Source organism: Glycomyces buryatensis, assembly GCF_004912275.1.
GTDB lineage: Bacteria > Actinomycetota > Actinomycetes > Mycobacteriales > Micromonosporaceae > Glycomyces > Glycomyces buryatensis.
In genome coordinates this window covers 14758-38386 of the sequence record NZ_STGY01000001.1, presented here as the reverse complement: position 1 = coordinate 38386, position 23629 = coordinate 14758, and the positions used below count along the sequence as shown (strand labels likewise).

Sequence of the window (23629 nt, the reverse complement as noted above, 5' to 3'; positions counted from 1 at the left end):
GCGGCGTGGGGGCGGTAACGTATGGATCATGATGGCCAGGACCAGCGGTGCGCGAGGGGCCGCCCGCAAGCGGACCTCGTCCGGCTCTGCGCGGCGCCCCGCCGCCTCCGCTGCCCGCAAGCCCGCCAAGAAGGCCGCGAAGAAGCCCGCCAAGAAGGCGGTCAAGAAGACCGCGAAGAAGGCTCCGGCACAGCGCAAGTCCACCGCGAAGAAGGCGGCGGCCAAGAAGCGCAGCCGCCTCGACGCGGTCCCCGGCCCGCTGGAGGCGCTCGGCATGGGCCTGCGCGGCCTGTGGGTCGGCACCGCCCGCACGACCGGCTGGATGGCCCGCTCGGTCGGCAAGGAGGCGGCGACCGCGCGCGAGATCGATCCGGCGCACCGCCGCGACGGGCTCGGTCTGCTGCTGGTGGGCGCCGCGATCGTGCTGGCCTGCGCGGTCTGGTTCGACGTGGCGGGCCCGGTGGGGGAGCGGTTCGCATTCATTCTGGACTGGCTGATGGGTCTGGCGACGCGCGCGCTGCCCGTCCTCCTCGTCCTGTGGGGTCTGCGCGTCATGCGCCAGGAGCCGCCGGAGGAGGGCCACGGGCGCCCCCTGGTCGGCTGGATGTCGATCTGGCTCTCCAGTCTCGGTCTGCTGCATCTGATCTCGGGCCTGCCATCCGAAATGGGCGAGCGCATGGCGGCGGGCGGCCAGATCGGCTGGCTCGTCGGCGGCGGCCTGTCCCTGGGCGTGTCCCCCTATGTGGCCTTCCCGCTGCTGGTGCTGCTGCTCCTCTTCGGGGTGCTGGTGGCGACCGCGACGCCGGTGAACCAGGTGCCGACGAGGTTGATCCGGTTGTGGGACCTGGCGACCGGGAAGGTCGAGACCTATGAGGACGAGAACGGCGACGTCCAGGAGCGCCGCCGCCTCTCCAAGGAGGCCGAGCGGCTCAAGGAGGAGGAGGCGCGGACCATCCACCGCGCCACCACGATCCTGCCGCGCCTGACCCCCGAGGAGGTGCCCGAGCTCAATACCGAAGCGCCGCCGCCGCACCACCGCACGGAGGTCATTCCGGACCCCGAGCCCCAGCCGCGCCGCGAGCCGCCGAAGCACTCGCCGCCCCCGAAGAAGGCCGAGCAGCCGACGCTGACGGAGGCCGCCACGGCGGTCGACGACGGCGACTACCAGCGCCCGTCGCTGGAGATCCTTCACACGGGCCCGGCCGCGAAGAAGCGCTCGAAGGCGAACGAGACGGTCATCGCCGCTCTCCAGGAAGTCTTCGGTCAGTTCAATGTGGACGCTGCGGTCACCGGTTTCACGCGCGGCCCCACCGTCACCCGCTACGAGGTGGAGCTGGGCCCGGCCGTCAAGGTCGAGCGGATCATCCAGTTGTCCAAGAACATCGCCTACGCGGTCAAGAGCTCGGACATCCGCATCATCAACCCGATCCCCGGCAAGAGCGCGGTGGGCGTCGAGATCCCCAATACCGATCGTGAGGACGTCGCTCTCGGTGACGTCCTACGCTCCAAAGAGGCTGCCTCCGACGACCACCCGATGATCGTGGGCCTCGGCAAGGACATCGAGGGCGGCTACGTCCTCACCAACCTCGCGAAGATGCCGCATGTCCTGGTGGCCGGGGCGACCGGGTCAGGTAAATCGAGCTGCATCAATGCACTTTTGACCTCCCTGCTCATGCGGGCCACGCCCGAGCAGGTGCGCCTCCTCCTCATCGACCCCAAGCGGGTGGAGCTGACGACGTACGAGGGTATCCCGCACCTGGTCCACCCGATCGTGACCAACCCGAAGAAGGCCTCGGACGCGCTCCAATGGGTGGTCAAGGAGATGGACATGCGCTATGAGGATCTGGCGCAGGCGGGGGTCCGCCACATCGACGACTTCAACCGCAAGGTCCGCTCGGGCCAGATCAAGGCCGACCCCGGTTCGAACCGGGAGATCCGCCCCCACCCGTACCTGCTGGTCATCGTGGACGAGTTGGCGGACCTGATGATGGTCGCGGCGCGGGATGTGGAGGAATCGGTCGTCCGCATCACCCAGCTGGCGCGGGCGGCGGGCATCCACCTGGTGCTGGCGACGCAGCGCCCGTCGGTCGACGTGGTCACGGGCCTGATCAAGGCCAATGTGCCCTCGCGCCTGGCGTTCTCGACCTCCAGCCTCGCCGACTCGCGGGTCATCCTGGACCAGCCGGGCGCCGAGAAGCTGGTGGGCCGCGGTGACGGCCTGTTCCTGCCGATGGGAGCCTCCAAGCCCGAACGCATCCAGGGCGCCTGGGTAGGTGATGCCGAGATCGAGGCGGCCGTCGAGCACGCGAAGTCGCAGATGGACGCCCAGTACATCGACGAGGTCACGGCCGCCCCGGGCACCAAGAAGGAGATCGACGCGGAGATCGGGGACGACCTGGACCTGCTGTGCCAGGCGGTCGAGCAGGTGGTCACCACCCAGTTCGGCTCCACCTCGATGCTTCAGCGCAAGCTGCGCGTGGGCTTCGCGAAGGCCGGTCGGCTCATGGACCTGATGGAGACGCGCGGGGTCGTCGGCCCCTCGGAGGGCACCAAGGCCCGCGACGTCCTGGTCCAGCCCGGGGACCTCGACGGCGTCCTCGCCTCCATCCGGGGCGAGTGACATCCGGGTTCACAGGACTGGCCCTAGGGGTGTTTACGAACCCCCTAGGCGAAGTCGAGCGCCGCTTCGTGCGTCTTCTCGTTCTCGACGGGCATTTCGATGCCCTCCTCCGGCCAGGCGATCGGCCCCTTGGGGCTGAACTTCAGGGTGAATTCGAGGGCGTCTGCGGGGACGTCGTACTGCATGTCGTAGTAGCGGAGCTCGCCGTCGCCGTAGTCCTCGTCGTCGTGGTCGACCACGGCCGGCTCCAGCGCGCCGTCGGGGCCGGAGACCTTGAGCGTCTCCTCGGGGTCGATGTCCCACTCCAGCCCGCTGCCCGAGCGCATCCAGACGAAGCTGACGGAGAGCAGCGCCCGGTCCGGCTCGGCGACCCATTCCCCGTCCGCGTAGACGGTGCGGGTGCCGACGAAGTTGGTGCTGTACACCCAGCCGTCGACCCAGTAGTTGTAGCCGCCGCTGTTCAGGGACGCTTCGACCGTGTGTTCGATGACGTCGCTCTTGACTTCGGGCTCGCCGGTGTACAGCGCCTCGATGGTGCCGGTCCGGGTGCGTTCGCGCAGATCCAGCGACTGGGTCCGCTCGGCGTCGGTGAGTTCCAGATTCACGGGCGAGTCGGCCTCGGTCACCGCCAGGTAGACCGAGCCCGGCCCCGGCAGCTCCTGGTCGAAATCCCAGGTCACGTCGCCGATCGCGAGCGTCCCCGTCACCTCGTTCGCGTCCTCGTCGGGCGCCTCGGCGTCGGGCTCGGGCGCGAACTGCACGAGCGTGAACTCGAAGCCCGCTTCGGGCGGGAGCACCTCGGCGTCGTCGCCGAACAGGTAGGCGAGTTGGAAGTCCTCGGGGATCTCGGTGAAGGACGCGACGCATTCGACCCGCAGCGCGAAGTGGGCGCTGATGAGCGTGCCCTCCTCGTCGGAGAGCCTGGACTCGCCCTCGGACGGGCAGACCGAGACGGGAATGTCGTCGCCGACGATCGAGTAGCCGGAACGGGTGGATATCGAGGCGGTCGGGGCCGAGCAGGCGGCGGCGCCGAGAACGGCGATGCCGGCCAGCGCGAGCACGGCGCTGCGGCGAGCGATTGCCGGTCGGGCGGCCGGCATAGGGGTGGGGGCGATGCCTATGGGGGACATAGGACCAGCCTAGGACATGGCGGCCCGCGGCACCGGACCCAGATCAGGGGCCCGCTTCGCCCCGTTTGCCCAGCTACGGCGTACCGATAACCCCTCCGGCACGTAAGGTGCGCCACTCTACCGCGTGGTATCGGTGTGGCCCGGCCCGCCGCCCGGCCCGCAGGGCCCCTTCGGTGGGTACGCTTTTATGGTGTCTTCAGCTAACTCGGCCGCCAAGAGCGTCGCGGTCCTTACTCTCGGCTGCGCCCGCAATGAAACCGATTCCGAGGAATTGGCCGCCCGCTTGTCGGCCGGCGGGTGGCAGATCACCGACGACGGCGAAAACGCCGACGTCGTCATGGTCAACACCTGCGGTTTCATCGAGCAGGCCAAGACCGAGTCGATCGACGTGCTGCTCGACGCCTCCAATACGGGCGCGAAGGTCGTCGCGACCGGCTGCATGGCCGAGCGCTACGGCACCGAGCTCGCAAATTCCCTCCCCGAGGCCGACGCCGTGCTCGGCTTCGACCACTACCCCGACATGGCCGCTCGCCTGGACGACATCCTCGCCGGCCGCGCCGTCGAATCGCACCAGCCCTCCGACCGCCGCAAGCGCCTTCCGCTGGCCCCGGCCGAGCGCCAGAACGCCGCCGCGGTCGTCCCCGGCCACACGCGCGCTGCTCAGGCCGACGACGCGGCCGCCGGTGAAGGCGCCCCCGCCCACCTCCAGGTCCTGCGCCACCGGTTGTCGACCGGGCCGGTCGCCAACCTCAAGCTCGCCTCCGGCTGCGACCGCCGCTGCACCTTCTGCGCGATCCCGTCCTTCCGCGGCTCCTTCGTCTCCCGCACCCCCGAGGAGATCCTCGCCGAGGCGCGCTGGCTCGCCACCGAAGGCGTCAAAGAGCTCAACCTCGTCTCGGAGAACACCACCTCCTACGGCAAGGACCTCGCCGACTCGGCCGCCCTGGAGCACCTGCTCGAAGGGCTCGCCGAGATCGACGGCATCGAGTGGATCCGCCTGTCCTACCTCCAGCCCGCCGAACTGCGGCCCGGCCTGATCGAGGCCATGCACCGCATCGACAAGGTCGTCCCCTACTTCGACCTGTCCTTCCAGCACTCCTCGGCGAAGGTCCTGCGCCGCATGCGGCGCTTCGGCTCCACCGAGAACTTCCTGGCCCTGCTCGAGCAGATCCGCGCCGTCTCGCCGCAGGCCGGCGCCCGCACCAACGTCATCGTCGGCTTCCCCGGCGAGACCGAGGAGGACGTCGAGGAGCTCATGGGCTTCCTGTCCGACGCCCGGCTCGACTCCACCGGCGTGTTCGCCTACTCCGATGAGGACGGCACCGAGGCGGTCGACCTCGACGGCCACGTCGACGAGGACGTCGTCTCCGAGCGCGTCACCCGCGTCTCCATGCTGGTGGACGAACTGGTCAGCCAGCGGGCCGCCGACCGCGTCGGCGAGACCATGAAGGTCCTGGTCGAATCGGTCGAGGACGACGGGGTCGACGGGCGCGGCGCGCACCAGGCCCCCGAGGTCGACGGTTCCATCGCGATCGTCGGCGAGGTCGAAGGCCTCCAGGTCGGCGACTACGTCACCGTGAAAGTGATCGACTCCGACGGCGTCGACCTGGTCGCCGAAATCGTAGAGGAGACCTGGTGACCACCGAGCCCAGTGGGACCACCCCCGTCTCACCGTGGAACATCGCGAACGTCGTCACGGTCGCCCGGATCTTCCTGGTCCCGGTCTTCGCCGTGTTCGTGGTGCTCTCGGGTATGCAACACTCGGGCTGGATGATGGCCTCGTGCGCGCTGTTCGTGTTCATCTCCGCCACCGACTTCGTGGACGGCTGGCTGGCCCGCTCACGCGGCCTGGTCACCGAGTTCGGCAAACTCGCCGACCCGATCGCCGACAAGGCCATGGTCGGCACCGCACTGGTGCTGCTCAGCTACTACGACGCCCTTCCCTGGTGGGTGACGATCGTGATCCTGGTGCGCGAGTTGGGCATCACCGCCCTGCGCATGGCCGTGCTCAAGCACGCGGTGATCGCCGCCGGCCGCGGCGGCAAACTGAAGACGGTGCTCCAGATCGTCGCGATCGCCTGGCTGCTGTGGCCCTGGCCCGAGCCGCTGGACGTCGTCGGACTGTGGATCATGGGCGCAGCGCTCATCCTCACAGTCGTGACGGGAATTGATTACCTCTGGAAAGCCTTCCAAATGAGGAAGGCAAATTGAAGGAGAGCCCGACGCGCTCGGCGCGCTAGGCTTGCAGGACCCACTTAGGCTCACGAGAGCAAAGCTGCGTGGAGGAGAAGCCGATGGTGTTGTTGCGGGAACTTCTGGGAGAGACCCTGCGTCGGCGCCGCCGCGCTCAGAAGCGGACGCTCCGCGATGTGTCCAAGCAGGCCAACGTGAGTCTCGGATACCTCTCCGAGATCGAACGCGGCCATAAGGAACCCTCCAGTGAACTCCTCGCATCGGTGTGCGGGGCGCTCCAGGTGCGGCTGTCCGAGGTACTCGCGGAGGTTTCGCGGGAAGTCGCCGCCCATGAACGCGGGGACGAAGTCGTGAACCAGCAGGGACGGCCCGTCGCGGTGCTGCCCCTGCCGCGCGAGAAGGAAGCGTTGGAAGAGGCCCAGCGCCGCCGCCGTCACGCGCCGCCGCCCTCGCCCGCTTCGATCGCCGGAGCCCGCACTCGTCACCGCCGTGGCGAAGTGACCGATTCGGTGGTCCGCGCGGCGGCCTGAACACGACCGATGATGTAGTTTTGGCGATTAAGGCGTCACCCTGTCGCACATGAGTGGCGGGAATGTCCGACACTAAGAGGGAAGTCGGCGTTGAAGGCATCACCGGAAGGACCCCGATAATGGCCAATCCGTTCGTCAAGGGCTGGAAATACATGATGGCGCTGTTCGGCGCGAAGATCGACGAGCATGCCGACCCCAAGATCCAGATCCAGCAGGCGATCGAGGAAGCGCAGAAGTCGCACCAGACCCTGGTGGGGCAGGCCGCCTCGGTGATCGGGAACCAGCGCCAGCTGGAAATGAAGCTCAACCGGTCCATGGCCGAAGTCGAGCGCCTCCAGGCGCAGGCCCGGCAGGCATTGGTGTTGTCCGACAAGGCGCGTGCCGACGGCGACGAGGCGAAAGCCCAGCAGTTCGAGCAGACCGCCGAAGTCCTCGCGAGCCAGCTCGTCTCCACCGAGCAGTCCCTTGAAGACATGAAGACCATGCACGACCAGGCCATCAACGCCGCCGAGCAGGCGAAGAAGGCCGTCGAGAACAACCAGATGATGCTCCAGCAGAAACTGCAGGAGCGCACCAAACTCCTCGGCCAGCTCGAACAGGCCAAGATGCAGGAGACCATCGCCTCTTCCCTGGAGTCGATGTCGCAGACCGCCGCCCCCGGCAACGTCCCGAACTTCGGAGAGATCCGGGACAAGATCGAGGGCCGCTACTCCAACGCCATGGGCCGAGCCGAACTCGCCTCCAACTCCGTCGAAGGCCGCCTGCTCGAAGTCAACCGCGCCACCCGCGACATGGCCGGCGCCTCCCGACTCGACCAGATCCGCGCCTCGCTCGAAGGCGACCAGCTGTCCGGCTCGAAGGGCGGCGCCCCCGCCGTCCAGTCCAAGGAAACGGTCACCAACGACCGCCTCGCCGACATTCGCGCCAGCCTGAACGAAGGCCCGGCCGAAGACACGCCCGAGGCCGAGGCCGATACCACCAAGAGCTAAATCCAGGAGGCCGCAGTGGACGCCAAGGCCCGCAAACGCGCCGAGCGGCGCATGCAGACCCGGCTGTCCTCCGCCAAGTCCTGGACGGTGATCTCAGGCGCCGCCGTCGCCGGCGGCGCCTTCTTCGTGCCCTACGGCGGCATCTCCGGCTCAGACGGTGCCTGGGTCATCGCCGCCGGACTCTCCACCACGCTGGCCGTCCTCCGCTGGCTCGACTACCGGCGCCTGGCCCGCGCCCTGCCCGCCGCCCGCGACTCGCTCGAGATCAACGGATCGGCCGGACTCGGCCAAGAGGTCCGCGGATTCGCGGGCGAGGTCGCCGACGCGTTGCGGCGCGGGCGGATGCGCTCGAAGTTCCGCCGCAGCGCCGCCCTCGCCCCGTACCTGCGCCTGGAGCGCGCCAGCATCACCGCCGAGGACCTGGCTGAACGCCTGGAGGGCAATCCCGAAGCCCTCGCGGCACTCGCCGGGGCCGGGAATGCCGGCCGGGAACTGCTGCGGCTGGCCGCGACGATCCGGGACGTCGAGCAGTCCATTCGCATTGCGCCCGAAGGGAAGAAACGATCCCTGGAGGCCGACCGCGACCGGCTGATCGAACGCCTGGAGGCGGGAGTGACGGCCTACGAGGACATGGTCAGCGCCGCCGGGGAGTGCCTGGCCGAGTCGGTCGGCCTGCGCGAGGCGCTGGCGGCGCACTCGGCGGACGAGACGCTGGAGAGCCTCACTGACGCGGCCGACCGCCTCCGCGCGGCGGGCGACGCCGCCAGCGAGATTCGCGGCCGGATCAGGCTCCAGCCGGGCTCCTGAGCCGGGCCCCTTGGGCCTCAACAGGTTCGATCTACGCAGGTGGCCGGGCAACTGGACTGCCGTGGCAGCTCGAGGCGCGATCCGAGGCGGATAACGCGAAAATGTCTCATTTGATGTAATTCGCGGATGAAAGCCATGTTTGTCCGTACCGTCCTCGTCGCGGCCTTCGCTCTCGCGCCGGTCGCGTCCCCAGTTCAGGCCGCCGAACTGCCCTCCGAGCCGGTCCTGCTGCATCTCAAGGATTTCGAAACGTTGCCGCTGGTTTGGACGGGCGACGGTGCGGCCCTCCACTCCGAGGGGCACCACTGGTTGCTCAAGCCCATTGAGGCCCTTCATGATCGGGGAGCGCACCTGATCGTGCACGAGGACACCGGGCAGTGTCTCGGCGCCCGGCCCCTGCCCGCGGACGGGGACACGGCACCGCTCGAACTCGTCGACTGCGTCGACGCCGAGCCCTGGGAGATCGTCCACGATGACGCCGCGGGCCACGACGACTACCGGTTCGTCACGCCCGACGGCCTCCTCCTCGGCATCGAGCGCCAGTCCCAGGCCGATCGCGGCTCCGCGGTGATGGCCGTCGATGTCGACGCGTCCCAGCACGCCCAGGAGTGGCGCCTCGCCGCCGAGTCCGGCCCCGAGGCGCCTCCGACGGAGCAGACGCCGTCGCCGTCAGAGTCGCCATCGCCGGGCGAGAACGTCGAGGCCCCGACCACCGATCCGGTCGCCGCGACGCTGCCGTCGACGGGCCCCGGCCTCGCGGTCGCCGTGTCCGGGGGAGTGGTGGCGGTCGCCGCCGGGGCCGTCGCGGTGATCTGGTGGCGCCGACGCGCCCTGCGTTCCCACTGGTAACGCCCGCTTCGCGCAATCCTATAGGGTTCGGCGGGCGGGTTGGCGATCAGCGTCAGGTCCCGGCTCTTTTCGGCAACACGCTCAATCCCGTATAATGGGAAATCCTGGCTCGGGTAGAGGGCCGGTGGCATACTTCGACTCGTGACCTTCCAGCTCATCATTAGCTGCGGGCGCCTGACGGAGCACCGACTGTAGATGCCACCGTCAAGCGCCAGACCTCCTGCGTCCGCAGGGGGTCTTTTTCGTTGGGGCTGATCGAGCGTTCAGTTGCTGATCCGACGAACCCATTAGAACCTGGAGCACCAAGTGACGCAAACACATACCGACGGAGCGTTCCACGTCTTCGACACCACGCTCCGCGACGGCGCGCAGATGGAGGGCCTCCGGTACTCGGTGGCCGACAAGCTCGCCGTGGCCGAACTCCTCGACGAGTTCGGCGTCGACTACATCGAAGGCGGTTGGCCGGGCGCGATCCCGTCGGACACCGAGTTCTTCGCCCGCGCCGCCGATGAGCTGAACTTCAAGCACGCCAAGCTCGTCGCCTTCGCGATGACGCGCCGGGCCGGCACCACCGCCGCCGAGGACCCGGGGTTCCAGGCCCTGCTGGACTCGCGCGCGCCGGTGCTGTGCCTGGTCGCCAAGTCCGATGTCCGCCACGTCGAGCAGGCCCTGCGCACCACGCCCGAAGAGAACCTCGCCATGATCGTGGACTCGGTCCGCCACGGCCGCGAGCACGACCGCGAGGTCTTCATCGACTGCGAGCACTTCTTCGACGGCTTCCGCCACGACCCGGTGTACGCGACCCTGGTGGTGCGCACCGCCCTCGAGGCCGGCGCCGAAGCGGTCGTCCTCTGCGACACCAATGGCGGCCGCATCCCCTCCGACATCACCGAGGCCATCACCGACCTGCGCGAGCGCCTCGCGGTCGACCTGGCGCCCGAGCGCATCCGACTGGGCATGCACGCGCAGAACGACACCGGCTGCGCCGTGGCCAACACCCTCGCCGCCGTCCAGGCCGGCGTCATGCACGTCCAGGGCACGGCGAACGGATACGGCGAGCGTCCCGGCAACGCCGATATCTTCAGCGTCATCGCCAACCTGGAGACCAAGCTCGGCATGCGGGTCCTGCCCGACGGCTGCCTGGAGAAGATGACCCGCATCTCCCACGCCATCGCCGAGATCGCCAACCTGGCCCCCGACGAGCACGCCCCGTATGTCGGCCACGCCGCCTTCGCGCACAAGGCCGGCATCCACGCCTCGGCGATCAAGGCCGACCCGGCGCTGTACAACCACGTGGACCCCGTGGTCGTCGGCAATGACATGCGCATCCTCGTCACCGAGATGGCCGGCCGCGCCTCGGTCGAGCTCAAGGGCCGCGAACTGGGCATCGACCTCTCCGGTGACCGCGAAGCGCTCGACCGGATCACCAAGCGCGTCAAGGAACTCGAATCGAAGGGCTGGTCCTTCGAGGCCGCCGACGCCTCCTTCGAACTGCTGGTCCGCGACGAGGTCGAGGGCGGCCTGCCGCGGCCGTTCACCCTCGACACCTACCGCGTCATCGTCGACCATGACCCGGCCGGACACTCGGTCGCCGAGGCGACGGTGCGGCTCGACGTCGACGGTGCGCGCGTCATCGCGACCGCGCAGGGCAACGGCCCGGTGAACGCGCTCGATGCGGCGCTGCGGAAGGCGCTGTCCGAGCGTCACCCCAAGCTGGCGAGCCTGGCCCTGACCGACTTCAAGGTCCGCATCCTGGCCGGTTCGACCGGCACCGACGCGGTGACCCGGGTGCTCATCACCATGAGCGACGGCGGATCCGAATGGACCACGGTCGGCGCGGCCCCCAACCTCATCGAGGCGTCCTGGAACGCCCTCGCGGAGGGCCTGACCTACGGCCTGAACCGCCAGTGACCCACTCATAGACCGACCGGACTGCCAATCGCGGCGGTTCGGGAGCGCCGGGAGGCGAGGGAGACCCCCGCGTCCCACCGGCACCGAGGTGCCCTACCGCCATCAGCGGATCGGGCGCAGCAAACAGGCGGCCCCAGCGCTACCGCGCCGGGGCCGCCTGTTTGCTCTAGACGAGTGATCGCCAAGTGAGGATTACTTCGCTCGTTTCGCCCGGGGTTCAGTCGAACACCGCGAGCCGCTTCTGCTCGATCGCGCCGCCGCCGAACGTCGTGAACGTGCCGCCCGCGGTCAGGTTGGCTCCCTGCGGGTGTGTCGTCACGTCCCACACCCCGATCACGCCGTTCGCGTTCGGGTTCCACGGCAGCAGCTTCCCGTTGGAGTCCACCGCCAGGAGCTTGCCCCGGGGGGCCCGCACCCCGTCGACGCATTCGCCGTTCGGTCCGGCGTGATTGGTGACGCAGGCCTTGTCGAAGTGCCCACCGCCGATGACGACATCGCCCCAGACCGCGACCGACTGCATGCCGCCGTCCACCGCCTGGTACCAGGCGGTCTCGCCCGAGCGTTCGAACGCGCGGATCTCGCCGCCGCGCCCGTCCAGCGCCGCGAACACCCGCTCGCCGGCCACGGCGACCTCGCGGGTCAATACGTAGACCTTCGACTCGAACGACCGGTCCACCGCACCGGAGTCCAGGTCGACCGCGGCGAGCTTGCCGTACTTCTTCTCGTCCTCCATCATGCTGAACGCGCCCGCGGCGTAGAGCCGGTCGTGCCCGAGCTGGAGGTCGCGCACCGCGCCCTGCTGGACGCGCGGGACGAACCCGGTCAGGGGCGTGCCGTCCGAGGCCGTCACCGCCGCCAGCCTCGCCTGCTCGAACCGGCCGACCTTCGCGAACGTGCCGCCGAGGTAGACGGTGTCGCCGACCGGCTCGATCGAGTACACCGTCGCCGACGGCACCGGACGCCACGAGGCGTCGAGCTCGCCGGAGGACAGGAAGAAGCGGGCGACGCGCGGGGTCGAGGCCTCGCCGACATGCCTGAACGACCCTGCGGCGTACAGGTAGTCGCCCGAGACGACGACGTCGTGGACCGGCCCGTCGATCTGCGGCGCGAAGGACAGCAGCTCGCCGCTGACCGAGTTCACCGCCGCCAGGTGGCTGCGGCGTTCGAACGTGCCGTCGGTCTTGCGGGCCCGGGTGAACAGGCCTCCCACATAGACCGTGTCACCGGAGTAGGTGACCTTCATGACGTCGTCGTTGAACGACGCGGTCGCCCGGGGGGCGTCGGAGTCGATCGCCTGGGCCGGGATCTGGAATAGGAAGGCGAATCCGAATACTGTCAAGAGTGTGATCAAGCGGCGCATTGCGGCAGTCTCGCACGAGCAACACACTGCGTGATGGATTCGCGACGGCGAGTCCCACTGACGGGTGGTCGGTGGATTTTGTTCGAAGGTCGGCGAAGCTTGCGAGCCGATCGATGAGGTCAGTGGCGAAGCTTGCGAGCCGATTGATGGGTTCAGTAGGAGATTCACAGCAAATAGGCGCCCCTGCCAGGCGGAACTGGTGAGTGCGGACACCATCGGTCTGGTCAGTACGTACTACAGTGGGAAGGTGACTTCCTACAAGACCGATCGTGCCCGCGCCGCGGCACTCGCCGCGGATTCGGCGGTCTACTCGCGGCGCCGATTCGCCTCCGGCCTGTTCCTGGGGCTCGTGATCAGTATTGCCCTGGCCCTGGTCCTCGGCTTCGTCCTGGACGGAGACGTCGGTGCCTCCCTCAAGGTCCGCATCGGCGTGACCGCGATGTCGTGCCTGGTCGCCGCGCCTCTCACCTTCGCGCTCGGTTTCGCGATCGCCCTGTCCGGCCGCCTGCGCCGGCTCGGCATGGGGATCGTCGTCGGCGCCCTCATCGGCGCCCTGCTCATTGTGGTGGCCTTCCTCCCGTTCGTATAGTGCGTTCGCGAACGCAGGCGCCCGAACTAAGCTGAGCGGCGACAGGTTCGCTTCAGTGACTATCCATGGGAACCCCGGATTTCGGCCCTGGGAGAACTTCGGTTCCAATAGGGACAGTCTGGTCGTCTTACCGCGCGGCGGCATGTGACCTGAATCATGTTCATGGCTGGCGTGTGGGTGCGAGGGGTTGCAGGGCCCGGCCAATACGATCGGGTGTGTGAAGATCGCGGTGACCGTGAAACTCAGCCCGACGCCTGAGCAGGCGGCGTCGATGCGGGCCACTCTGAAGGTGGCCAACGAGGCTGCGAACTGGGTTTCGCAGGTCGCGTTCGATCGTGGCGTGCCGCGCGAGTACGCACTACGGACGCACACCTACGCGGAGTTGAAAACTCGCGGGCTCGGCGCGCAGGCCGCGCAGCACGTGATCAAGAAAGTATCGGACGCCTACACCACCTTGCGCGCCAACATCAAAGCCGGGAACCTCGGCGAGCCTGGTTCGGTGCGACGCGGGAAGGCCGAGTCGAAACCGATCGCCTTCCGCGCCGATAGCGCCCAGCCCTTCGACGACCGGTGTCTGTCCTGGCAGTTGGACGCTGGGACCGTCTCGATCTGGACCGTCGCGGGGCGAATCCGCGGTATTCCCTTCACGGGTGGCGCCGACCAGTTGAAGACCTTGCGGGGCTTCCGCAAAGGCGAGAGCAATCTGGTATGCCGCGACGGCGTGTTCTACCTGATGGCTACCTGCGAGGTCCCCGAATCGGCCCTCAATGAGCACCCGATGGGATGGCTGGGCGTCGATTTGGGGATCGTGAACGTAGCGACCACCTCGGACGGGAAGATCCGGTCCAACCGGGCCCGTAACCGCCAACGCGAACGCGAGCAGGACCTGCGCGCGAAGTTGCACGCGAAGGGTACGAAAGCGGCGAAGCGGCTGTTGAAGATCCGGCGCAGAAAAGAGCAGCGCCGCAACAATGACATCAATCACCAAGTATCGAAAAGGATTGTGGCCGAGGCTGAACGCACCGGACATGGCATCGCCCTTGAAACACTGACAGGGCTCCGTGACCGGGTACGGCTCCGCAAGCCCCAACGGGCCGCAATCCATTCCTGGCCGTTCCATCAACTTGCGGCGTTCATCGCCTACAAGGCGAAGATCGCCGGAGTGCCGGTGGTGTACGTCGATGCGGCCTATACCTCCCAGGAGTGCTCGTATTGCCATCACGTTGATAAGAAGAACCGGCCTTCGCAGGCCGTGTTCTGCTGCCGGTCGTGCGGGGTCGTTGCCCACGCCGACTGGAATGCTTCCCGCAATATCGCCGCCCGCGGCGATTCTGCGTGGACAGCGGGGCGTGAGTCACGCGTCCCTCCACCACCCGAAGCTAGGTGATGGTAAACGTAGGAGCATATGCTGCAGCCAGCCGCAGACGCTACCTACAATCCTGGTGCCTCGGCACCAGGTCAAGTTGACTCTTAGAGAGGGGCGCAGAGTGCGTATCGCACGGATCGCTCACCCCAACGGCATGTCTTTCGCACTACTCGAAGGGGAGGGGCCCGGCGCTACCGCTGCCGAGATCGACGGGCATCCGTTCGCCCAAGTCGCACTGACCGGCCAGCGCTGGGCGCTTGAGGACGTGCGGCTGCTCGCCCCCATCCTTCCGTCCAAAGTGGTGTGCGTGGGGCGCAACTACGCCGAGCACGCCGCCGAGCTGGGCAATGAGGTCCCCAAGGAACCGCTGCTGTTCCTCAAGCCGTCCACATCGGTCATCGGTCCGGGCGAGGCGATCCGCCTCCCGGCCATCTCCGACCAGGTTGAGCACGAGGCCGAACTGGCCATCGTGATCGGGCTGCCGGGCGCCCGCAATGCCGACAAGGTGGCCGCGGCCACCGCGATCTACGGCTACACGTGCGCCAACGACGTGACCGCCCGCGACCTCCAGCAGCAGGACGTCCAGTTCACCCGCGCCAAGGGCTTCGACTCGTTCTGCCCGCTCGGCCCGTGGATCGAGACGGACCTGGACCCGGTCGACGCCGAGGTCCGCTGCGAGGTCAACGGCGAGGTCCGCCAGCTCGGTTCCACGAAGGACATGATCTTCGACCCGGCGACGTTGGTCTCCTACATCTCCCAGGTCATGACGCTCATGCCCGGCGACGTGGTGCTGACCGGCACCCCGGCCGGCGTGGGCTCCTTCCAGGGCGGCGAGACCGTATCCGTTTCCGTCGCCGGCATCGGCACCCTCTCCAATAAGGCGGTCTCCAGTGAGTAACGTCCGCACCCGCTTCTGCCCCAGCCCGACCGGTACGCCGCACGTCGGCCTGGTCCGCACCTGCCTGTTCTCGTGGGGCTACGCCCGCGCGAAGGGCGGGGAGTTCGTCTTCCGCATCGAGGACACCGACGCGGCCCGCGACTCCGAGGAGTCCTACCACCAGCTGCTGGACACACTGTCCTGGCTGGGCATGTCCTGGGACGAGGGGCCCGACATCGGCGGACCCCATGCGCCCTACCGGCAGTCGCAGCGGCTCGACGTCTACGCCGACGTCATCAAGCGCCTCCTCGAAGGCGGCTACGCCTACGAGGCCTACTCGACCAACGAGGAGGTCGAGGCGCGCCACCGGGCGGCCGGGCGCGACCCGAAGCTCGGTTACGACAACTTCGACCGCCACCTGACCGAGGCGCAGAAGGCCGCGTTCCGGGCCGAGGGCCGCAATCCGGTCTACCGGATGCGGATGCCCGATGAGGCCATCACCTTCACCGACGCGGTGCGCGGCGAGGTCACCACGCCCGGTGGGACCGTGCCGGACTACGTGATCGCGCGCGCGGACGGTTCACCGCTGTACACGCTCACCAACCCGGTGGACGACGCCCTCATGAAGGTCAACATGGTGACCCGCGGCGAGGACCTGATGCCCTCGACGCCCCGCCAGATCGTCATGTGGCGCGCGCTGGTCGAGCTCGGCCTGGCCGACGCGGAGCCGGAGTACGCGCACCTGCCGTTGATCGTGGACGAGCGCGGCAAGAAGATGTCCAAGCGCGATCCGCGCTCGAACCTCTTGCAGTACAAGGAGGCCGGGTACCTGCCGGAGGGCGTCCTCAACTATGTGGCGACCCTGGGCTGGTCGCTCTCGGGCGACCGCGACGTGTTCAGCGTGGCGGAGTTCCTGGAGGCGTTCGACCTGCACGACGTCAAGTCGAACCCGGCGAGGTTCGACGAGAAGAAGTTCGACGCGATCTGCTCGGACCACTTCCGCGGCATCGACTCGGCCGAGCTGACCGACATGCTCGTCCCGAGGCTGCGGGAGGCCGGCCTGCTCGCTGAGGTCGTCACGCCCGAGCAGCGCCACGTCCTGGAGGTCGCCGTCCCGCTGGTGCAGGAGCGCTGCACGACGTTGGCCCAGGCGGTGGAGATGCTCCGCTTCCTGTTCTGCGGCACCGAGGTCGAGCTCGATGAGACCAGCGCGAAGAAGACCTTCAAGGAGGGCGCTGACGAGGTGCTCGACGCTTCGATCGCCGCGCTCGAGGGCATCGACTGGACGACCGAGGGCATCGAGGAGGCGCTGAAGTCGGCGCTGGTCGACGGCCTGGGTCTGAAGCCGCGCAAGGCGTTCGGTCCGGTGCGGGTGGCGATCAGCGGCAAGACCGTGTCGCCGCCGCTGTACGAGTCGATGGAGCTGCTGGGCAAGGACGTGAGCCTCGCCAGGCTGCGTGCGGCCCGCGCGACGCTGTAATACGAACGACCGCAACCGGTCTCGCCTCGTTCTGTTTCGGGGCGGGGCCGGTTCGTCTATTCGAGAGTGCGCCGTTCTCGGGCGGGGCCGGTTCGTCGTTTCCGGGACTTGCCTTAGCGCACTACTATGCAATGCATGGTAGTGTGGTTTGCGTGGACCGATCACAATTGCTCAAGGGCCTGCTCGACATCATCGTCCTGCGGGTCTTGGAGATCGAGGACGCCTACGGCTACGAGATCCTGCACCGCCTGCGCGGCGCCGGCTTCGACGAGCTCGGCGACGCATCGGTGTACGGGACCTTGAGGCGCCTGTACAAGGCCGGGTACCTGGCCACCTATGTGCTGCCCAGTGACTCGGGCCCGCACCGGAAGTACTACACGCTCACGCCCGAGGGCCGCGGCTATCTCAAGGGCATGCACGAGGCCTGGGAAGACGTCAGCGCCAAGATGCGGAAGCTCCTCGACATCCCCGAGAAAGGACGATCATGACCGACAATCCCGGACGGGCCGACGAAGTGGCCGCCTACCGCCAGGCGGTGGAGGCCCACCTGAGCCGCCTGCCCGCGGCCGAGCGGGCCGAACTGCTGGCCGATCTGGAAGCGCACCTCGGCGAGGTCGCGGCGGAGCTGGAACTGGAGTCGAGCCTGGTGGGCCGCCTCGGTACCCCGGCCGACTATGCGAAGGAGCTCCGCGAGGCGGTCCGGGTCTCCTCGGAACAGACGCCGGCGCAGGGCATCCCGGGAAGCGGGGGGCCGGGGGGCCAGGGGGCGTTCGTGCCACCGGCCTTCCCCGGCATCGCACCGCCGCTCGTGGCTCCGCCGCGGAGGTCGCTGACGGGATTGTGGATCGGACTGGGAGTCGGCGCCGGCACCTTGGTGATGGTGTTGGCGATGGGCTTCCTCTTCTTCGGGGCCCCGTTCGTCAGCGACGACGGCACCGTCAATTACGAGGACCTTCCGGAGGCGACCGTCGAGGAGTCCCGGAGCGAGGAGACCGCGGAGGCGACCACCTCGGAGTCCGGGAGCTCGGAAAGCGAGAGCCCCTGGGATCCGACAAGCGAGGCCGAAGCAACGCCGAGTGAGCTCCCGCCTTCTCCGAGTGAGTCCGAAACGCCATGACCGAGAGCCGATTCCGGGTGTGTGAGATGCGGCTCTGTAGACATTGAGGGAAGAAGATCTGGCGAATCTCGGAGTGTCAATGGGCCGAACGGCTGAGTTGAATCCTCTGTAGATCAGGCGCTTGCCGCAGCGCACACGATAGGGCCGGTATCGGACGAAAGGGATAGGCGCACAGTTCCGACGTGGACGGAAGTGTGCCGAGTTTGCGCAGCTACCAAGCGTGACCTCGCGATCCGAGGCGACCCCTAACGTTGCCCGGATGCGTTTGACGAAGCTACTGACCCGTGGAAGACACGCGGCCGCCGCCACCCCCATTTGGGGCGCGCGCGTTGTCCGCAACCGCGTCTTCGCCTCGGTCGCCGCGTCCGTGATCGCCGTGAGCTCGGCGACGACCGCCGGCGCTGCGATCACCGGCGTCGAAGACCCGACACCCGAGGAGCAGGTCGCCTCGGACATCGTCGCGGACGGCATCTCGGCCGATTACAAGTGGGAGAACGTCTCGACGATGGAGAGCATTCTCCCCGTCAAGGAGACCGCCACCGACACGACCGAGAAGTCCGAACCCGCCGAGGTCCCTGAGGAGGAGGAAGAGGAAGAGGAGCCCGCCGAGGACACCTCCTCCGACGACTCGAGCGGTTCGACGGTCGACATCGCCGCCGACTGCTCGGAATACTCCGGCAACAAGGCCATCGGCTGCACCATGACCCTCGAGGCCGGCTGGGACATGAACGAGGTCTCCTGCCTCGTGTCCCTGTGGGACCGCGAATCGGGCTGGAACGAGTCGGCGTACAACTCCGGCTCCGGCGCCTACGGCATCCCCCAGTCGCTCCCCGGCGACAAGATGGCCGCCAACGGCGACGACTGGGAGACCAACCCGGCCACCCAGATCGCCTGGGGCCTCGACTACATCGACGGCCGCTACGGCAACCCCTGCGGCGCCTGGGCACACTCCGAATCCAACGGCTGGTACTGAGCCCACGCCGATACCGGCCCCGAGCCCGACACGCCGATACCGGCAACGAGCCCGAACTGAATAACTACTGAATAAATGCCGAGTCAGAACTCGGACGCGGAGGCCCGCACTGCTTTCAACAGCAGTCGCGGGTCTCCGAGTTTCCGCTTCAGGCGACGTTCGAGCCCCGCGATCGGGGTCAGGTTCTGCGGGGCCCGCGGGTCCTTGTGCGCGGCCGAACCCAACGGGGGCAGGGCCGCCGCCGTCGCGTCGGCCAGCGCGATCGCCGCCTCTTCGCTCAGGGCGTCCGCCGCCTCGATCCGCGCGATGCCCGCCCAGCCCTTGGAGCTCATTCCCGGCAGGCGCAGGTACCAGGAGTACCGCGGCCAGGTCGTCATGAGGTGGAAGACGGGCGTGCGCTGGCCGGGACGCAGCTGCTCGACCACGCCGTTCATGGCTCCGCGCAGGTAGGACCGGTGGTGGCTCTTGATGTAGCCCACCGCGTTCGGCAGCCTGGTGCGGCCCCGCAGGGTCCCGTCCAGGACCGAGAGTTCCGCGTGGGTCGCCACCGCGGCTGCGACCTTCGCCTCCAGGGAGGCCATGGCGGTCTGGGCGGCGGCGATGAGTTCGGCGGCTTCCGCGGCGTCGGACTTGCGGTACGGGTACTGGCCGAAGTCGGTGCCGGGGTCGATAGGGGAGAAGAGGCCGCGTTCGACGGCCGTCTCGGTGACAGCGGAGGCGCCGCCTTCGAGGTCGCAGGCGACCGCGCCGGCAGCCCACGAGACGCACAGCCCCGGCCAGCGGCCGGTCTCGTCGGTGAGCTCGATGCGCGCGTCGAGGCGGCGCACGCCGTCGACCACGAGGATCCGAGTGGGGCCGGTGCCGGGGGCGTCGAGCGGGGCCCAGTCCTTCGCGGGCACCTCCACCTCGGCATTGACCTCGGCCGAGTCGGCCTTCCGCGGCGATTCGGAATTGTCGGCGAAGGACGGATCCCAGGCGTCGACGGTGATCTGCAAGGCGCACCCGCTTTCTTGGAGGTCGACCTCGGCTCAGAGGCGGTTGTGAGCACCCCTGCTCGACGGTCGACCCCAGCCTAGGGGGTGTTCGCGAACCCTCCTAGCCCTCCTCCGGTTCCCACTCCCGCACCAGGTCGAGCAGGCGGGGGAACCTCGGGCATTGCGGTCGTCCTCGCGGACGGCATGGCGCTCTTCGAGCCCGACCATGCGCTGCCGGCCCGGGTCGCGCGTCGGCCTCGGTCTCAGGCGAAGGTCTTCTCCACGTGTGATCCCTTCGCGTCCTTGGTGATCCGGAATCGCACCGGGACCCGCTCGGCGAGTTCCGGTACGTGGGTCACCAGCCCGACCGTCCGCCCCGCCGAGATCGTCAGCGCCTCCAGCGTCGTCGCCACCGCGTCCAGCGTCTCGGGGTCCAGCGTCCCGAAGCCCTCGTCCAGGATGATCGATTCCAGACACGCCCCGTGCCGCGCCAGGCTCGCCAGCTGATCACTCAGCGCCAAGGCCAGCGACAGCGATGCCGCGAACGTCTCCCCGCCCGACAGGCTCCGCGCCGGCCGCGCCATGTCCGCGTCGTGGTGGTCCACCACCCAGAAATCCTGATCCCGGTAGATCAGGTCGTACTGCCCGCCCGTGATCCGGTTGAGCATCACCGTCGCGCCCGCCACCAGCTCGTCCAGGGCCTCGCTCAGCAGCCACTCCATGAACCGGTCCGCCTTCAGATGCGCCGCGAGCTCCTTCGCCACCTCGGCGTCCCGCGCGAACCGCCGCGTCTCCGACTCCAGCTCCACGCGCCGCTTTCGCTGCTCGGACAGCCGTGCCGCTTCCGCCCGGGCCGATTCCACCGACCTGGCATGCGCCGCAACGTAGTCGCCGCCCGTTCCCGTCAGCGGCACCTTGACCCCGAACTCGGCCATCGCCGCCAGGAGTTCTGCCCGCAGCGTCTTGGCGCGTCCGTCCAGGCTCTCCGACTCGGACCGGGCCGCCTCGCGGTCGGCCGTCGTCCGCTCCAGCGCCGTGGCGGCCCATTCCACCAGGGACTGCCAGCTCGCCGACAGCTCCGTCCCCACCGGCGGCGGCGTCAGCCCGCCGACCTGGTCCCGCGCGTGGTTGAACTCGGTCCAGGCCCGCTGCCGCTTCTCCTCCGCGGTGGTCTTGCGCTTCTGCGCCTCCCGCAGCGCCCGGCGCGCGGCCCGCAGTTCATTGGCGATCCCGGACAGCTGCTGCTTGCCCACCTCGGCCGCCGACCGCTTGGCGCGCAACGCCTCCGCGTCGGGGACGTCTTCGAGCTTCTTGCTCAGCCGCCGCTGCGTCAGCCGCAGCTCGGTCAGCCGCTCCTCATAGGAGTCCAGCCTCGCCCGGAGGCTCACCACCGCCTGCTGCGCGTCCTTGTGCTCGATCTGCGCATTGTTGGCCGCGGCCTGCGCCTCCTTCAGCTCCTCGGAGACGTCGCGTTCGGGAACGGTCTCGACGGCCCGGTCGCACACCGGGCAGTCCTCCCCGGCGACCAGCTCGGCGCGCAGCGTCCCGGCCAGTTCCGCCATGCGGATCTTGTGCAGGGCCGCGTGCTGGATCTCGACCTCCTCGGCCGCCGCGCCCTCCAGCTCCTTCGCCTCCTCGTGCTGGAGCTTCAACTCCTCGGTGAGCTCGGTGCCGGTCCTGAGGTTCACGTCGGTCTCCGACAGGTCCGCCCAGGCCTTGAGCTGCCGCTCGATCAGGCCCAGGTCGAGCCCGTCGAGCTCGGCGCGCAGCCGCTCGTCCTCGGCCTCGGTCGCCTCGACCTCGGCCGCCTTCTCCACGGTCTTGGCGGCCGCGTCGGCCACCTGCGAGGCGATGTCGTCGACCCCTGAGGGCCGCTTGATGTACGTGAGCGACGTCAGGTGCTTTTCGGCCAGGGCCAGCCGCGTCCGCGCGGCCTCGATCGCCGCGCTCATCCCGTCCAGCGCGTTCGCCTTGTCCCGCACCGGCTCCGTGAGCTTTTCCAGCCGCTCGACCCGCTCGGCGGTGGCCGCCAGCTCCTCGTCGGAGACCGGCGCGACGTGCGCCAGCTGCGCCTCGAGCGTCTGCTGCGCGGTCGACGCGGCCGAGTACCGGGCCCGGGCCTGCTGCTGGATCCCGCGGTACACGCTGTGACCCAGCAGGTTCTCCAGGATCTTGCGTCGATCGGCCGCCGAGGCGTGCAGGAACTCGGCGAACTCGCCCTGGGGCAGCAGCACGCACTTGGTGAATTGGTCGAACGGCAGCCCGATGATGCCCTCGACGGCCTTGCCGACCACCGAGGCGCCCGAGGCCAGCGCGGTGCCGAGCCCTTCGAGGAGTTCGTCGTCGTCGGCGGGGTTGACGCCCTCGGGCAGCCGCTCCAGCGCCGCCTGGGCGGTGGTGACATTGCCGCTGCCCCCGCGACGCAGCACCCTCGTTGCCACGTAGTGGCTCCCGCCGGCGGCGAACACCAGCCGGACCCGGCCCTCGACGGCGGAGGGCGCGATGAAGTGCTGGGTCGAGTTCGTCCAGCGCGGCGTCTTGCCGTAGAGCGCGAAGCACATCGCGTCGAGCACGGTGGACTTGCCGGCCCCGGTGGGGCCGGTGAGGGCGAAGAAGTCGACGTCGGTGAAGTCGAAGGTGGAGGCCTCGGTGTAGGAACCGAAGCCGTGCAGGTCCAGGCGAATCGGCCTCATTTAATCCTCCGCCGCGACGGTCTGGGTCGCTTCGTAGAGTTCGCCGAAGAGCGCGGCGACGGCGGGGTCGTCGTGGCCGTTCTCGGTCAGGTATTCGCCGAACAGCTCGCCGGGGCTGCGGCCCGAGCGTCGCTCCTTCGGTTTCGTCGCATCGGCGCGCAGGACCGGGTCGATGTGGATCTGGACGGCGCGCGGGAACAGGTCGGCGACCTCGCTGCGCAGTCCGGCGCGGGCGGGTTCGGTCACGAACACCCGCAGCCACGCCCGTTCGTCGATTCCGGACTCCGCGGCCTCGGCGAGCTGCCCCAGGTTGCCCCGCACCGTCTGGAGCGGCACGGCCGCCGTCAGCGGCACCTCGCGGATGCGCGCCGGGGTGTCGTTGGTGACGTCCACGATGGTCACGCTCGGCTGGTGGTCCTCCTCGCCGAAGTCGACCGCGAGGGGCCCGCCGGAGTACCGGATCGGGCACGGACCTTCGATCTTCTGGGCCTTGTGCAGGTGCCCCAGCGCGACATAGCCGGTGGAGGCGGGGAAGATCGCGGCGGGCACGGCGTAGTCGGCCACGGTGTGCACCTCCCGCTCGCCGCCGCCGACCTTGCCGCCGACGACGGTGAGGTGGCCGCAGATCAGGTTGACCTCGTCGGCGCCGAAGCCCTGGGTGAGCGCGGAGACCATGCGGCGCAGGTGGTCGGCGTAGGCGGACTCGGCGTCGGCCACGCTCAGTTCGAACAGCTCGGCGGCGCGCACGGCGTAGCGCTGCGAGACGAACGGCAGGGCCGCGAGCCGCCAGCGCTCGCCCGATTCGGTGGTGCCGGTGACGATGTGGTCTGAGGCCTTGCCGATGCGGCCCCGCAGGTGGATTCCGGCGGCGTGCGCCCATTCGCGCAGGGCCTCCAGGCCGGGCCCGTTGTCGTGGTTCCCGGCGATGGCGACGACCTCGGCGCCGGTCTGGCGCAGCGCGGAGAGCGTCGAGTACAGGACCTTCTGGGCCGCGCTCGAGGGCGCGGCGGTGTCGTAGAGGTCCCCGGCGACGATGACCAGGTCGGGCCGCTCTTCACGGACGATGTCGGCGAGCTGGGCGAAGACGGCGCGCTGCTCGTCGAGGCGCGGCCGGCCTTTCAAGGTGACGCCGACGTGCCAGTCGGAGGTGTGCAGGATGCGCAAGGCTCAC

General features: G+C 68.8%; 20 protein-coding genes. 15 read left to right on the top strand and 5 right to left on the bottom strand.

The genetic code is table 11. The features are described from left to right. Positions 1 to 28 precede the first annotated feature (28 nt). Complete coding sequence (locus FAB82_RS00165) at positions 29 to 2620, top strand: FtsK/SpoIIIE family DNA translocase (RefSeq protein WP_136532514.1); 2592 nt, start codon at positions 29 to 31, stop codon at positions 2618 to 2620. 44 nt (positions 2621 to 2664) lie between these two features. Here the strand turns inward: FAB82_RS00165 and FAB82_RS00160 are convergent, their stop codons facing one another. Next, entirely contained in the window at positions 2665 to 3750 is a 1086-nt protein-coding gene (locus FAB82_RS00160) for a hypothetical protein (protein ID WP_136532513.1), read from the bottom strand. 187 nt (positions 3751 to 3937) lie between these two features. Between FAB82_RS00160 and rimO the strand changes: the two genes are divergently transcribed. The 7 genes from rimO to cimA all read left to right on the top strand — a co-directional run bounded on the left by rimO (position 3938) and on the right by cimA (position 11029). Further along, complete coding sequence (gene rimO / locus FAB82_RS00155; protein WP_136532512.1) at positions 3938 to 5389, top strand: 30S ribosomal protein S12 methylthiotransferase RimO; 1452 nt, start codon at positions 3938 to 3940, stop codon at positions 5387 to 5389. Beyond that, entirely contained in the window at positions 5386 to 5961 is a 576-nt protein-coding gene (pgsA, locus tag FAB82_RS00150) for a CDP-diacylglycerol--glycerol-3-phosphate 3-phosphatidyltransferase (RefSeq protein WP_211116264.1), read from the top strand. Before rimO ends, pgsA begins: the two co-directional genes overlap by 4 nt. A gap of 83 nt (positions 5962 to 6044) precedes the next feature. Continuing rightward, on the top strand, positions 6045 to 6473 hold the full coding sequence (locus FAB82_RS28255; RefSeq protein ID WP_136532510.1) for a helix-turn-helix domain-containing protein: 429 nt from the start codon (positions 6045 to 6047) through the stop codon (positions 6471 to 6473). A gap of 119 nt (positions 6474 to 6592) precedes the next feature. Further along, positions 6593 to 7462, top strand: a complete 870-nt coding sequence (locus tag FAB82_RS00140; RefSeq protein WP_136532509.1) for a PspA/IM30 family protein — start codon at positions 6593 to 6595, stop codon at positions 7460 to 7462. 15 nt (positions 7463 to 7477) lie between these two features. Continuing rightward, positions 7478 to 8269 (top strand): phage shock envelope stress response protein PspM, encoded by a 792-nt coding sequence (gene pspM / locus FAB82_RS00135; protein WP_136532508.1) that lies wholly within the window; start codon positions 7478 to 7480, stop codon positions 8267 to 8269. 135 nt (positions 8270 to 8404) lie between these two features. Then, positions 8405 to 9118: a hypothetical protein gene (locus tag FAB82_RS00130; RefSeq protein WP_211116263.1), complete on the top strand. Its 714-nt coding sequence runs from the start codon at positions 8405 to 8407 to the stop codon at positions 9116 to 9118. Between the two features lie 306 nt (positions 9119 to 9424). Next, positions 9425 to 11029 (top strand): citramalate synthase, encoded by a 1605-nt coding sequence (cimA, locus tag FAB82_RS00125; protein WP_136532506.1) that lies wholly within the window; start codon positions 9425 to 9427, stop codon positions 11027 to 11029. 217 nt (positions 11030 to 11246) lie between these two features. Here cimA and FAB82_RS00120 read toward each other — a convergent pair whose 3' ends face one another. After that, complete coding sequence (locus FAB82_RS00120) at positions 11247 to 12389, bottom strand: PQQ-binding-like beta-propeller repeat protein (RefSeq protein WP_136532505.1); 1143 nt, start codon at positions 12387 to 12389, stop codon at positions 11247 to 11249. 247 nt (positions 12390 to 12636) lie between these two features. Here FAB82_RS00120 and FAB82_RS00115 point away from each other — a divergent pair, with 247 nt between their 5' ends. The 7 genes from FAB82_RS00115 (at position 12637) to FAB82_RS27365 (ending at position 18791) form a co-directional block, all read left to right on the top strand. Then, positions 12637 to 12978: a hypothetical protein gene (locus tag FAB82_RS00115; protein WP_136532504.1), complete on the top strand. Its 342-nt coding sequence runs from the start codon at positions 12637 to 12639 to the stop codon at positions 12976 to 12978. A gap of 217 nt (positions 12979 to 13195) precedes the next feature. Continuing rightward, positions 13196 to 14365, top strand: a complete 1170-nt coding sequence (locus FAB82_RS00110; RefSeq protein ID WP_136532503.1) for an RNA-guided endonuclease InsQ/TnpB family protein — start codon at positions 13196 to 13198, stop codon at positions 14363 to 14365. A gap of 100 nt (positions 14366 to 14465) precedes the next feature. Next, positions 14466 to 15242 carry a fumarylacetoacetate hydrolase family protein gene (locus FAB82_RS00105; RefSeq protein ID WP_211116262.1) on the top strand — a complete coding sequence of 259 codons (777 nt, stop codon included), beginning with the start codon at positions 14466 to 14468 and terminating at the stop codon, positions 15240 to 15242. After that, positions 15235 to 16701: a glutamate--tRNA ligase gene (gltX, locus tag FAB82_RS00100; protein WP_136532501.1), complete on the top strand. Its 1467-nt coding sequence runs from the start codon at positions 15235 to 15237 to the stop codon at positions 16699 to 16701. The genes FAB82_RS00105 and gltX overlap by 8 nt, the downstream gene beginning before the upstream one ends. A gap of 152 nt (positions 16702 to 16853) precedes the next feature. Then, positions 16854 to 17189 (top strand): PadR family transcriptional regulator, encoded by a 336-nt coding sequence (locus FAB82_RS00095; protein WP_136532500.1) that lies wholly within the window; start codon positions 16854 to 16856, stop codon positions 17187 to 17189. After that, positions 17186 to 17818 (top strand): HAAS signaling domain-containing protein, encoded by a 633-nt coding sequence (locus FAB82_RS00090; RefSeq protein WP_136532499.1) that lies wholly within the window; start codon positions 17186 to 17188, stop codon positions 17816 to 17818. Before FAB82_RS00095 ends, FAB82_RS00090 begins: the two co-directional genes overlap by 4 nt. 259 nt (positions 17819 to 18077) lie before the next feature. Beyond that, entirely contained in the window at positions 18078 to 18791 is a 714-nt protein-coding gene (locus tag FAB82_RS27365; protein ID WP_211116261.1) for an aggregation-promoting factor C-terminal-like domain-containing protein, read from the top strand. Positions 18792 to 18874: 83 nt separating this feature from the next. On the opposite strand, the gene FAB82_RS00080 is transcribed toward FAB82_RS27365, so the two are convergent. From FAB82_RS00080 to FAB82_RS00070, 3 genes are all read right to left on the bottom strand, one after another. Further along, entirely contained in the window at positions 18875 to 19786 is a 912-nt protein-coding gene (locus tag FAB82_RS00080; protein WP_211116260.1) for a hypothetical protein, read from the bottom strand. A gap of 242 nt (positions 19787 to 20028) precedes the next feature. Beyond that, positions 20029 to 22458, bottom strand: a complete 2430-nt coding sequence (locus FAB82_RS00075) for an AAA family ATPase (protein ID WP_136532498.1) — start codon at positions 22456 to 22458, stop codon at positions 20029 to 20031. Then, a complete protein-coding gene (locus FAB82_RS00070; protein ID WP_136532497.1) occupies positions 22459 to 23622 on the bottom strand; it encodes an exonuclease SbcCD subunit D in 1164 nt (387 codons plus the stop codon). It lies immediately after the preceding gene. Positions 23623 to 23629: the final 7 nt, after the last annotated feature.

Bases quoted from the DNA above. Each gene is read 5' to 3' on its own strand.
- FAB82_RS00165 (WP_136532514.1), top strand. From the start codon at position 29: ATGATGGCCAGGACCAGCGGTGCGCGAGGGGCCGCCCGCAAGCGGACC.
- FAB82_RS00160 (WP_136532513.1), bottom strand. From the start codon at position 3,750: ATGTCCCCCATAGGCATCGCCCCCACCCCTATGCCGGCCGCCCGACCG.
- rimO (WP_136532512.1), top strand. From the start codon at position 3,938: ATGGTGTCTTCAGCTAACTCGGCCGCCAAGAGCGTCGCGGTCCTTACT.
- FAB82_RS28255 (WP_136532510.1), top strand. From the start codon at position 6,045: ATGGTGTTGTTGCGGGAACTTCTGGGAGAGACCCTGCGTCGGCGCCGC.
- FAB82_RS00140 (WP_136532509.1), top strand. From the start codon at position 6,593: ATGGCCAATCCGTTCGTCAAGGGCTGGAAATACATGATGGCGCTGTTC.
- FAB82_RS00130 (WP_211116263.1), top strand. From the start codon at position 8,405: ATGTTTGTCCGTACCGTCCTCGTCGCGGCCTTCGCTCTCGCGCCGGTC.
- FAB82_RS00120 (WP_136532505.1), bottom strand. From the start codon at position 12,389: ATGCGCCGCTTGATCACACTCTTGACAGTATTCGGATTCGCCTTCCTA.
- FAB82_RS00090 (WP_136532499.1), top strand. From the start codon at position 17,186: ATGACCGACAATCCCGGACGGGCCGACGAAGTGGCCGCCTACCGCCAG.
- FAB82_RS27365 (WP_211116261.1), top strand. From the start codon at position 18,078: ATGCGTTTGACGAAGCTACTGACCCGTGGAAGACACGCGGCCGCCGCC.
- FAB82_RS00075 (WP_136532498.1), bottom strand. From the start codon at position 22,458: ATGAGGCCGATTCGCCTGGACCTGCACGGCTTCGGTTCCTACACCGAG.